Source organism: Rathayibacter sp. AY1D2 (assembly GCF_002932695.1).
Taxonomy (GTDB): domain Bacteria; phylum Actinomycetota; class Actinomycetes; order Actinomycetales; family Microbacteriaceae; genus Rathayibacter.
Genome location: NZ_PSVX01000088.1, coordinates 1 through 11,532 on the forward strand (window position 1 = coordinate 1; position 11,532 = coordinate 11,532).

Below are 11,532 nucleotides of genomic sequence, written 5' to 3' on the forward strand. Positions count from 1 at the left end.
GGCTTCGGCACCCTCTCCGTCGCGGCCATCCTGGCGGGGGAGCGGCGGGGGCCTCGGCCGTGCGGGGTTCGGTGATGCTCATCAAGGCTCCAGTCGTCGTTGACCGCCGCGGCGGATGCCGGGTGCTTCACCGTAGATCCGCCGGGCGGCCGCGTCGAGCGATCCGCACCGGATGTTCAGCACGGACGGGCGGGGAGTGCGCATCCCGGCGCCGAGCGGAAGGGGGTGCGGGAGGCGCGGGCGGCTGCCTACAGTCGGACTGCTGCGGCCCGGTTCCGCGGGTCGGACGACGGGAGGCGCGATGCGCGGCGAGGCGACGCTCTACACGGATGCGGTGGTGACGGCTCCGTTCGCCCTCGCGGTGATCGCAGAGGCGACCGGCTCGCGAGTGGTCGGCGCGCGGACCGCGGACGCGCACGTCCCGCTCTACAGCGGTCCGACGAGCGCGCGGGTCGAGATCGCGGGGTTCGGCGACAGCGTGCCGGTCACCGTCGACGTGCGCGACGAGCGCGGGATCGACGAGGCGCGTGCGGCCGCGCAGGCGCTCGGGCTGGAGCTCGCCGCCTACGCGGGCTGGGAGGTCGTGGCCGGCTTCTGAGCGTCGCGTCGGACCCGGGCGAGGTAGTAGCGGCTGGGCGCCGTCCTCACGATCGCGGGAAGCAGGCGGTAGACGGCGAAGGTGCGCGAGAGCGCCCGCTCGAACCGCGCCTCCTGCCGTGCGGTCCAGTGGAAGCCGAAGGGCTCGCGGAGCGCCGCCGGGAGCAGACCGGCGGTGATCAGGCGGAGGTAGGGGCCGAGCGGGCGCAGGTACCAGGCGGCGATGCTCGGGCCCAGCAGGTCGTGGGCGACCCGGCGGGCCGCGGGCGTGACCTCGAGGCGCTCCAGCTCCCGCTCCCAGTAGGCGTCGAACGCGGTGCGGGAGTCGGGCCAGAGGTCCGCGGGCATCTGCAGCGCCGCGCCGACGACGACGGAGCGGCGCACGATGTCGTCCGCCTCCTCCTCGCTCAGCGCACCGAAGGCGCCCTCGTAGAGCTGCAGCATCGACTGGGTGAGCGTCGCCGCGACCCAGCGCTGCAGCTCCGGGTCGAAGGCCGTGTAGCCGGGGCCGCGCACGGGCACGTGCGCCCTGTTCACGCGGCGGCGGACGGCGCGCACGTCCTCGGGAGTGCCGTAGTGCAGGACGTAGAGGTAGGAGAGCGTCCCGTGCAGGCGGTTCACGGCCCGGTGCACGAAGTCGGAGTGGTCGGCGACGCCCTGCCCGACCGCCGGGTGCGCGATCTGGAGGAGGATCGCGCGCGCGCCCGCCAGTAGGAACACGCCCTCGCGGAAGACGTCCGGGGTGCGGGAGGCCGACGACATGGCTCCACGCTACGCGGGAGCGGCGGGCGGAGGAGGAGCCGGCGCCCCCGGCGGGCGTCCGGCGGGCGCGGAGCGACCGCACGGGAAGCCCCCGGCGGGTGCGGAGTAGACTCGGCGCGGCCCAGGGACAGTGCCGAGACTCCGGCGTCGTCCGGGCCACCTCGAACTCGAAACGCAAGCGCGCTCGGCGCGGAATGGGAATGCAGCGTGGATCTCTTCGAATACCAGGCCCGTGATCTGTTCGAGAAGTACGGCGTCCCCGTGCTCCCGGGCATCGTCGCCGACACGCCGGAGGAGGTGCGCGCCGCGGCGGAGAAGCTGGGCGGCGTCACCGTCGTCAAGGCGCAGGTCAAGATCGGCGGCCGCGGCAAGGCGGGCGGCGTGAAGGTCGCGAAGACCCCCGAGGACGCGTTCGCCGCGGCGCGGTCGATCCTCGGCCTCGACATCAAGGGCCACGTCGTCAAGCGCGTCATGGTCGCCGGCGGTGCGCGCATCGACCGCGAGTTCTACTTCTCGGTGCTGCTGGACCGGGCCAACCGCTCCTACCTCTCGCTCACCTCCTACGAGGGCGGCATGGAGATCGAGCAGCTCGCCGTCGAGCGCCCCGACGCCCTCGCGCGCGTCGAGGTCGTCCCCGGCCAGGGCATCGACCAGGCCAAGGCCGAGGAGATCGCCCGCGCGGCGAAGTTCCCGGAGGAGCTGATCGCCAAGGTCGCGCCCGTCCTGGTGAAGCTCTACGACGTCTACACCGGCGAGGACGCCACGCTCGTCGAGGTGAACCCGCTCGTGCTCACCGAGGAGGGCGACATCGTCGCGCTCGACGGCAAGGTCTCGCTCGACGAGAACGCCGGCTTCCGCCACGCGGACCACGCCGCGCTCGAGGACAAGGACGCCGCCGACCCGCTCGAGGCGAAGGCCAAGGAGAACGACCTCAACTACGTGAAGCTCGACGGCGAGGTCGGCATCATCGGCAACGGCGCGGGCCTGGTCATGTCGACCCTCGACGTCGTCGCCTACGCCGGAGAGAGGCACAACGGCGTGAAGCCGGCCAACTTCCTCGACATCGGCGGCGGAGCCTCCGCCCAGGTGATGGCGAACGGCCTCGACGTGATCCTCGGCGACGAGCAGGTCAAGAGCGTCTTCGTCAACGTCTTCGGCGGCATCACCGCGTGCGACGCGGTCGCCAACGGCATCCTCCAGGCGCTCGAGATCCTCGGCGACTCGGCCACGAAGCCGCTCGTCGTCCGCCTCGACGGCAACAAGGTCGAGGAGGGCCGCGCGATCCTCCAGGCCGCCGCCAACCCGCTCATCACGCTCGCCGCGACCATGGACGAGGGCGCCGACAAGGCCGCCGAACTCGCCGCCGCGTAACGGACCCGACGACTCAAGGAATCAGAGAACAAGCATGTCGATCTTCCTCACCAAGGACTCCAAGGTCATCGTCCAGGGCATCACCGGCGGCGAGGGCACCAAGCACACCGCGCTGATGCTCAAGGCCGGCACGAACGTCGTCGGCGGCGTCAACGCCCGCAAGGCCGGCACGACCGTCACCCACGGCGACGTCGAGCTCCCCGTCTTCGGCACCGTGAAGGAGGCGATGGAGGCCACCGGCGCCGACGTCTCCATCGCGTTCGTGCCGCCCGCCTTCTCGAAGGACGCCGTCATCGAGGCGATCGACGCCGAGATCGGCCTCCTCGTCGTCATCACCGAGGGCATCCCGGTGCAGGACTCCGCGGAGTTCTGGGCGTACGCGCAGGAGAAGGGGAACAAGACCCGGATCATCGGCCCGAACTGCCCCGGCATCATCACGCCGGGCGAGTCGCTCGTGGGCATCACCCCCGCGACGATCACCGGCAAGGGCCCGATCGGCCTCGTCTCGAAGTCGGGCACCCTGACCTACCAGATGATGTATGAGCTGCGCGACCTCGGCTTCTCGACCGCCATCGGCATCGGCGGCGACCCGATCATCGGCACGACGCACATCGACGCGCTCGCCGCGTTCGAGGCCGACCCCGAGACGAAGGCGATCGTGATGATCGGCGAGATCGGCGGCGACGCCGAGGAGCGCGCCGCGGACTTCATCAAGGCGAACGTCACGAAGCCCGTCGTCGGCTACGTCGCGGGCTTCACCGCCCCCGAGGGCAAGACGATGGGCCACGCCGGCGCCATCGTCTCCGGCTCGGCCGGCACCGCGCAGGCCAAGAAGGAGGCCCTCGAGGCCGCGGGCGTGAAGGTCGGCAAGACGCCGTCCGAGACGGCCGCCCTGCTCCGCGAGGTCTACGCGGCGCTCTAGCGCCCGTCCTCCCCGCACCACCGTCGGAACGGACGGTGCCCCTGCTCCGGCGGGCGGCGCCGTCCGTTCCGTCGTCGGGGCGGGTCCGGCCGGAGTAGCGTCGCAGCGTGACCCGCCGCCTCGGACTCGACCTGCTGACCTTCGTGCCGTACCCGGAGGGCCCCGAGCAGCCCGGCGACGCCGCGCGGAGCCTCGAGGACGGGCTGGCACTGCTCGAGCTCGCCGAGGAGCTCGGCTACGGCACCGGCTGGGTCCGCGTGCGGCACTTCGAGCGCTACCTCGCGTCTCCGATGACCTTCTTCGCGGCCGCCTCCCAGCGGACCCGCCGCCTCCGCCTCGGGACCGCGGTCATCGGCGCCCGCTACGAGTCGCCCGTGCGCCTCGCCGAGGACGCCGCGACCGTGGACCTGCTCTCGGGCGGACGACTAGATCTCGGCGTCAGCAGCGGCTTCGCGCATCTCGCCTCCGTCTTCGACGGGGTGTTCGGGCAGGCCGAGCGCGACTTCCGCGAGGAGGCGCAGGAGCGCATCGCGCGACTCCGCGAGGCGCTCTCGGGCGCCGTGCTCGGCGTCGCGGAGTCGGCCCTGATGTCGGTCCCGGTCGGCGCTCCGCTCGTCCAGCAGCCGCACGCGCCCGGCCTCGCCGACCGGCTCTGGTACGGGGCGGGAACGGTGGCCTCCGCGGTCCGGGCGGGCGAGCAGGGCATGCACCTGCAGGTGTCCACGCTCAACACGGAGGAGACGGGCCTGCCGTTCGCCGAGCAGCAGGCGGTGCAGATCCGCGCCTACCGCGAGGCCTTCTCCGCCGCGCACCCGGGGCGCACGTCGAGGGTGACGGCGGGCCGCATCGTGCTGCCGCTGCTCGACGCCGCCGACGAGGAGGCGCACCGCCCCTTCATCGAGGGCTACCTCGCGCGGATGGACGACGAGGGCCGCCCCCGCACGGCCGACCGGTCGATCATCGCCGCCCCGATGCGCTTCAGCCCCCTCCACGTCGGGAGCCCGGAGCGGATCGTCGCGTCGCTCGCCGCGGATCCGGCGCTCGCGGAGGCGGACGCGCTCACGGTGACGCTCCCGGCGGTCGGCGGGGTGGAGTCGCACCGGCGCATCCTGCGCGCCGTCGCCGAGCGCATCGCCCCGCAGCTGGGCTGGACGCCCGGCGCCTGAGGATCAGCGCCGCGCGAGCAGTGCCCGGACGGGCCGCTGCAGCAGGAGCAGGAGCAGCCACCAGAGCCCGACCGACGGGATCAGCAGCGCCAGCGCCAGTGCGACGAGGAGCAGCGCGAGAGGCAGCAGGGCGGGCGCGAGCGGCAGGGGCCCTGCGCCGGGCCGCCTGAGCTCCGGGTGCCAGGAGAGGCGCAGCTCGATCAGGACCAGCGCCCCGCTCATCGCGGCCATCGTGCCGATGTAGAGCCCGATCGTCGCCCGGGAGTCCGGGAACAGCGCCAGCGCGCTCGTCGAGAACGGGAAGAACGCCAGCGCGGCCAGCCAGAGCAGGTCCAGCCACACCAGGGCGCCGTCGTAGTCCCCGGCGATCTCGAAGACGCGGTGGTGGGGGATCCAGAAGACGGCGATGACCGCGAAGGAGAGCGCGAAGGCGAGGACCGAGTCCAGGTGCTCCGCGAGCAGCGCCGGGACTCCGCCGCCCTCCCGGGCGACCTCGGGAGCCAGCTGCACGAGCGGCAGGACGAGGACGGTGATGGCGATGGCGGCGGTCGCGTCCGAGAAGTTGACGAGCCGGTCGAGCCCGCGCTCCGTCCGGCGGTGGGCCGCGCGTCCCCCGGGGCGCCCGCGGTGCACCAGGCGCTCGATCGGACCCGAGAGCAGGAGCAGCAGGAGCGCGAACATGTTGACGGCCGGCACCGCGACGGCGAGCACGAGGGCCGCGAGGAGGACGCTGATCGTGATCAGCGACCTCGAGAGGGAGCGCCGCGGCTCCGCCCCCGGGGCCAGGAGATCCGGATCGCGGCGCACGATGAGCTGCATCGCGAGGGTCGCCGCGCTCGCCGCGATCATCGTGCCGATGTAGAGCGCGATGACGCTGCCGTCGGTGTCGAGCACGTTCGAGATCAGGTTCGCCGCGAAGGGGAGCAGCACGACCGCGGCCAGCCAGACGAAGTTCGCGACGACGAGCGCGGGCGAGTACCGGGCCACGCCCTCGAAGACGGAGTGGTGGACCGCCCACAGCCGCCCGATCACGGCGAACGTGATGAAGAAGGCGGAGAGGGTGCCGTAGTGCCCGGTGAGGAGGGACCCCAGATCGGCCGCGCGGCCCTCCTCGACCACGTCGACCAGGGGGAGGACGAGGAACGTGATGGCGATGGCGACGACGGCGTCGGAGAAGTTCACGAGGCGGTCCAGGCCGCGCTCCGTCCGTGCGTCCGAGGTCCCCGTCATGGCTCCGACACTAGAGGGCCGGGCGGCGCGCCCCTGACCCGCCTCCGAGCGCGCCGCCGCTAGGCTCGTCAGGCCCATGAACCGGATCACCGTCGCCCTCCTCGCCGCCTTCGACGCCGCGCTGTCGGCGCTGATCGGGATCGCGATCCCGCTCGTCCCGCTGACCGTCCTCTGGGCCGTGCAGTACGACACGACGGTCGACTTCGGCGTGTTCTGGCGGGTCGCCGCCGACGCCTGGCTGCTCGGCCACGGGGCCGACCTGCAGGCGGCGCTGGCCCCCGACTCCGCCCTCGCCGTGGCGCTGCCCGGAGGCGCGGACGCCTTCCCGGTGACGATCGCTCCGCTGGCGTTCGCACTCCTCACCGTGCTGCTCGGCGCGCGCACCGGCCGCCGCGCCCAGGAGTCGCCGTTCCGGGCCATCGGCGTCCTCGTCGCGATCGCGACCTACCTGGCGATCGCGCTCCTGGTCTCGCTCGGATCCGCGGACCCGGCCGCCACCGTCGATCCCCTGCAGGGGACGCTGCTGCCGCCGCTCGTCTTCGCGCTGGGGGTGCTCGTCGGAGCAGCGCTCCACTCCGCCCGCAGCGACGAGGCCGACCCCCTCGGCGAGCTGGCCGCCTCCGCGCTCGACCGCGTCCCCGCGCCGGGGCCCGGGCTCGTCCTCGCGTCGCTGCGCGGGGGAGCGCTCGCCGCGGCCGGCGTGGTCGGAGTCGCGGCGGTGCTCGTCGCCGTGCTGCTGGTCGTGCACTACACCTCGGTCGTCGCGCTCTACGAGAGCCTCGGCGCCGAGGCGCTCGGCGGCCTGGCCCTCACTCTCGGACAGCTGGCGTTCCTCCCGAACCTGGTGATCTGGGCGGCGAGCTGGCTGATCGGCCCGGGCTTCGCCCTTGGCACCGGCTCCTCCGTGAGCGCGGCCGGGACGCTGCTCGGACCGATCCCGTCGATCCCGGTCCTCGCCGCACTGCCCGCAGGGGACTCGGCCTTCGGCTTCCTCGGGCTGCTCGTGCCGCTGCTCGCCGGGTTCGCCGCGGGATGGCGGCTGCGGCGCGGCGTGATCGAGGCGCTCGACGGACGCTCGCTGCTGCGCTGGGGCGCCGCCGCGGCCGGCGGGATCGGCGTGGTCGGCGGCCTGCTGCTCGGGCTCCTCGCCTGGTTCTCGGCGGGCGCCGCCGGGCCCGGGCGGCTCGCCCAGGTGGGCCCGGACCCGCTCGTCGTCGGGGCGGTCGCCGCCCTCGAGCTCGCGCTGGCCGCGGGCCTGGGCCTCGCCGCGGGCCGCAGCCGACGCGGCTGACGCCGGCGGAGGCGTCCCCCTAGACTTGCGCAGTGCTGAAGTTGGTCGTGCTCCTCTCCGGCGGCGGATCGAACCTCCGCGCCCTGCTGGACGCCACCGGCGACGTGGGCTTCCCCGCCCGCATCGTCGCGGTCGGCAGCGACACCGACGCCGAGGGCTTCCGCCACGCCGAGGAGCGCGGAGTCCCCGCCTTCACGGTCGCGCCGCGCGACTTCTCCTCCCGCGACGAGTGGGGCGCCGCCCTGCTCGGGCGCATCCGGGAGTGGGAGCCCGACCTCGTCGTCTGCGCGGGCTTCATGCGCATCCTGCCGCCCGTGGTGGTGGACGCGCTCAGCCCGCGGATGATCAACACGCATCCCGCCCTGCTGCCCCTCTTCCCCGGCGCCCACGCCGTCCGCGACGCCCTCGCCGCCGGCGCGACCGAGACCGGCGTCACCGTGCACGTGATCGACACCGGCGTCGACACGGGACCCGTCATCGCCCAGGAGAGCCTCGCCGTGCTCCCCGGCGAGAGCGAGGACGCGCTGCACGAGCGCATCAAGACCATCGAGCGTCGCCTGCTGGTGCAGACGGTGCTCGACATCGCCCACGGAACCGTCGACCTCGAGGAGCTCGCCCGCGCATGAGCATCACCGCCCACGACCCCAGCAGCTACGACGACCGCGACCGGGTCCCCGTCCGCCGGGCGCTGATCTCGGTCAGCGACAAGACCGGCCTGCTCGAGCTCGGAGCGGCGCTCGCCGCGGCCGACGTCGAGCTCGTCTCCACCGGCTCGACCGCAGCGACCCTCCGCGGCGCCGGCCACGAGGTCACCGACGTCTCGGCCGTCACCGGGTTCCCGGAGTCGCTCGACGGCCGCGTGAAGACGCTGCACCCGGCCGTGCACGCGGGCATCCTCGCCGACCTGAGGCTCGCCTCGCACCGCGAGCAGCTGGAGCAGCTCGACATCGCCGCGTTCGAGCTGGTCGTGGTGAACCTGTACCCGTTCCGCGAGACCGTCGCCGGCGGCGCCGACGCGGCGACCGTGGTCGAGAACATCGACATCGGGGGCCCGGCCCTCGTCCGCGCCTCCGCGAAGAACCACGCGAACGTCGCGATCGTCGTCGATCCGGCCGACTACTCCGGGATCGCGACCGCCCTCGCCGACGGCGGCACGACGCTCGCCGCGCGCCGCACCCTGTCGGCCCGCGCCTTCGCGCACACCGCCTCCTACGACTCCGCCGTCGCCGCCTGGTTCGCCGGGCAGGAGGCGGCCGAGGGCGTCGAGGGCTCGGTCGAGATCCGCGGGACCCTGCAGCAGGTCCTCCGCTACGGCGAGAACTCGCACCAGAAGGCGGCCCTCTACGTCTCGCCCGACGGCACCGGCATCGCGCAGGCGACGCAGCTGCACGGCAAGGAGATGTCCTACAACAACTACGTCGACGCCGACGCGGCCGTCCGCGCGGCGTACGACTTCGTACTGCCCGCCGTCGCAATCATCAAGCACGCGAACCCGTGCGGCATCGCGATCGCGAGCTCGAAGGCGATCGACCCCATCGCCTCCGCCCACCGCCGCGCCCACGAGTGCGACCCGGTGTCGGCCTTCGGCGGCGTCATCGCCGCGAACCGGCCCGTCACCCTCGCCATGGCCGAGACGGTGAAGGAGATCTTCACCGAGGTGCTCGTCGCCCCCGGCTACGAGCCCGAGGCGCTCGAGGTGCTGAAGACCAAGAAGAACCTGCGCCTGCTGCAGCTCCCCGACTTCTACGCCCCCGTCGAGCGCGAGTTCAAGCAGATCTCCGGCGGCCTGCTGCTGCAGGAGCCGGACCGCTTCATCGGCGGCCCCGGCGAGGTCAGCTCCGGCTGGCAGCTCGTCGCCGGCGAGCCCGCCGACGCCGACACGATGCTCGACCTCGAGTTCGCGTGGAAGGCCTGCCGCGCCGTCAAGTCGAACGCGATCCTCCTCGCCAAGGGCGGCGCCTCCGTCGGCGTCGGCATGGGCCAGGTCAACCGCGTCGACTCCTGCCACCTCGCCGTCACCCGCGCCGGCGACCGCGCCCCCGGCTCCGTCGCCGCCTCCGACGCGTTCTTCCCCTTCGCTGACGGCCTCGAGGTGCTCCTCACCGCCGGCGTGAAGGCCGTCGTCCAGCCCGGCGGCTCCGTCCGCGACGCCGAGGTCATCGACGCGGCCGCCCGCGCCGGCGTCACGATGTACACGACGGGGGAGCGGCACTTCTTCCACTGAGTGACGGGCGCGGAGCGCCCGCCACTCAGTGGAAGAAGTGGTGTTCGATCTCCCCGCCGCTCCCTGCGCGGCGGGGCGCGGTCGGCTCGGCGACGGGGCGCGTTTCGTAGAGCGGGTCGCGTCGCCGGTCGCGGGAATCGCTTGGCACGCGATTCCCGCTGAACCGGCTCTGCCTTGCGGTGCTCGTCTTCCCCGCCGCTCCCTGCGCGGCGGGGCGCGGTCGGCTTCGCGACGGGGTGCGTTCCGTAGAGCGGGGTGCGTCGCCGGTCGCGGGAATCGCTTGGCACGCGATTCCCGCTGAACCGGCTCTGCCTGGCGGTGCTCGTCTTCCCCGCCGCTCCCTGCGCGGCGGGGCGCGGTCGGCTTCGCGACACGGAGCGTTCCGCGGAGCGGGTAGCGTCGCCGACCGCGTGAATCGCTTGGCACGCGATTCCCGCTGAGTCGGCTCTGCCTTGCGGTGGGCGGTTTCCCGGCCGCTCCTCGCGCGGCGGGGCGTGGTCGGCGTCACGACGTGAGGCTTTCCATGGAGTGGGGGCGTCGCCGGTCACGGGAATCGCTTGGCACGCGATTCCCGCTGAAACCGCTCTGCCGTGCGGTGGGCGGCTCTTAGGGGGCTGCTAGGGGATCGACAGGCGAGGCGCGGGCGGGGGCGCGTAGGGTCACCGGGTGCCTTCCGACTCGACGCCCGCGTCCACTCCCGACACCCCGACCGCCGCGACCACGATCGCCCCGAACCGGGGCCGCGCGCCCGGGACGGGCCGCCGGATCCTCGTCGCGCTGCTCGCCGCCGCGGCGACCGCGCTCGTGGCGCACCTCGCCAACCTGCTGGCCTTCTTCATCGGCAACCAGCTGCAGCCCGGCTCCATCCCGCAGGTCAACGCCTACTTCCTGCTCTCGAGCGTGCTCGGCTTCGTGGTCGTCCTCGTCCTCGCCGTCGCGGGGATGCTCGGACGCACCTGGAGCGCCGCCCTCGCGGGACTCGTCGCGGGCGTGGTCGGAGCCGTGTTCGGCACGCTCGTCCAGGCCAGCGCCACCGGCGAGGCCGTCACGGGCGCCGTCTGGGCCTCCATCTTCCAGACCTTCGCCGGACTCAACCTCGTCTTCCTGCTCGCGTTCACCGTCTCGGCGGCGAGCGTCGGCCACACGCTCTGGAACCGCCTCCGCACCACGGGCGCTCCGGCCGCCGTCGTCACCGACCGCCGCATCGCGATCGTCCGGGCCCCGGCCGCCGACCTCTCGGCGGGCGAGCTCACCCACCTCGAGCGCGTCCCCGTCGACCAGCAGCGCGCCCAGCAGCAGTGGGAGGCGTACGTCGACCTGCTCGAGCGGGCCGGCTGGGAGACGGTCGAGGCCGCACCGGCGCCCGGACTCGCCGACTCCGTCTTCCTCGAGGACGCGGTCGTCGTCTTCGGCGACCACGCTGTGATCGCCCGGTCCGGAGCGGAGTCCCGCCGCGGAGAGACGGCGGGCGCCGAGGAGGCGGTCCGCGCCCTCGGCCTGACGGTCGACCGCATCGAGGAGCCGGGCACGCTCGACGGCGGCGACGTCCTCAAGGTGGGATCGACGGTCTACGTCGGCCGCGGAGGCCGGACCGACGCGGCGGGGGTCGCCCAGCTGCGCGCGATCCTCCGCCCCCGCGGGTACGGCGTCGTCGCGGTCCCGCTGACCAAGGTGCTGCACCTCAAGAGCGCCGTGACCGCGCTGCCCGACGGCACGGTCATCGGCTGGGAGCCGGTCGTCGACGAGCCGCGCCTGTTCCCCTCCTTCCTGCCGATGCCCGAGGAGCCGGGCGCCCACGTGGTCGTCCTCGACGACGACACCCTCCTGATGGCCGCCTCCGCTCCCCGGAGCGCCGAGCTGCTGCGGAGTCTGGGCTACCGCGTCCTGTCCGTGGACATCTCGGAGTTCGAGAAGCTCGAGGGCTGCGTCACCTGCCTCTCGGTCCGCGTCCGCTGACGGCGGAGGCGGG

Annotated in this window: 10 protein-coding genes; 8 read left to right on the plus strand and 2 right to left on the minus strand. The window is 73.6% G+C overall.

The genetic code is table 11. From position 1 onward, the window contains the following. The first annotated feature begins 301 nt into the window (after window positions 1–301). Window positions 302–598: a hypothetical protein gene (locus C5D04_RS16545; RefSeq protein WP_104224926.1), complete on the plus strand. Its 297-nt coding sequence runs from the start codon at window positions 302–304 to the stop codon at window positions 596–598. Here the strand turns inward: C5D04_RS16545 and C5D04_RS16550 are convergent. Further along, the gene (locus C5D04_RS16550; RefSeq protein ID WP_104292886.1) at window positions 565–1,359 is read right to left on the minus strand and encodes an oxygenase MpaB family protein; all 795 of its coding nucleotides are present in this window, start codon (window positions 1,357–1,359) and stop codon (window positions 565–567) included. The genes C5D04_RS16545 and C5D04_RS16550 overlap by 34 nt on opposite strands. Window positions 1,360–1,566: 207 nt before the next feature. On the opposite strand from C5D04_RS16550, the gene sucC reads away from it, so the two are divergent. The 3 genes from sucC (at window position 1,567) to C5D04_RS16565 (ending at window position 4,818) form a co-directional block, all read left to right on the plus strand. Continuing rightward, on the plus strand, window positions 1,567–2,730 hold the full coding sequence (gene sucC / locus C5D04_RS16555; protein ID WP_104292885.1) for an ADP-forming succinate--CoA ligase subunit beta: 1,164 nt from the start codon (window positions 1,567–1,569) through the stop codon (window positions 2,728–2,730). A 34-nt stretch (window positions 2,731–2,764) separates the two neighbouring features. Beyond that, complete coding sequence (sucD, locus tag C5D04_RS16560) at window positions 2,765–3,652, plus strand: succinate--CoA ligase subunit alpha (protein WP_104224929.1); 888 nt, start codon at window positions 2,765–2,767, stop codon at window positions 3,650–3,652. Between the two features lie 107 nt (window positions 3,653–3,759). After that, complete coding sequence (locus C5D04_RS16565; protein WP_104292884.1) at window positions 3,760–4,818, plus strand: LLM class flavin-dependent oxidoreductase; 1,059 nt, start codon at window positions 3,760–3,762, stop codon at window positions 4,816–4,818. Between the two features lie 3 nt (window positions 4,819–4,821). On the opposite strand, the gene C5D04_RS16570 is transcribed toward C5D04_RS16565, so the two are convergent. Beyond that, window positions 4,822–6,048, minus strand: a complete 1,227-nt coding sequence (locus C5D04_RS16570; RefSeq protein WP_181137749.1) for a TMEM175 family protein — start codon at window positions 6,046–6,048, stop codon at window positions 4,822–4,824. Between the two features lie 76 nt (window positions 6,049–6,124). Here C5D04_RS16570 and C5D04_RS16575 point away from each other — a divergent pair, with 76 nt between their 5' ends. From C5D04_RS16575 to ddaH, 4 genes are all read left to right on the plus strand, one after another. After that, window positions 6,125–7,339 (plus strand): DUF6350 family protein, encoded by a 1,215-nt coding sequence (locus C5D04_RS16575; protein WP_104227293.1) that lies wholly within the window; start codon window positions 6,125–6,127, stop codon window positions 7,337–7,339. A gap of 32 nt (window positions 7,340–7,371) precedes the next feature. After that, window positions 7,372–7,965, plus strand: a complete 594-nt coding sequence (purN, locus tag C5D04_RS16580) for a phosphoribosylglycinamide formyltransferase (RefSeq protein WP_104326315.1) — start codon at window positions 7,372–7,374, stop codon at window positions 7,963–7,965. Beyond that, a complete protein-coding gene (purH, locus tag C5D04_RS16585; protein WP_104348054.1) occupies window positions 7,962–9,563 on the plus strand; it encodes a bifunctional phosphoribosylaminoimidazolecarboxamide formyltransferase/IMP cyclohydrolase in 1,602 nt (533 codons plus the stop codon). The genes purN and purH overlap by 4 nt, the downstream gene beginning before the upstream one ends. 666 nt (window positions 9,564–10,229) lie before the next feature. Continuing rightward, window positions 10,230–11,519, plus strand: coding sequence for a dimethylargininase (gene ddaH, locus C5D04_RS18830; RefSeq protein ID WP_308471774.1), 1,290 nt, complete (start codon window positions 10,230–10,232; stop codon window positions 11,517–11,519). Window positions 11,520–11,532: the final 13 nt, after the last annotated feature.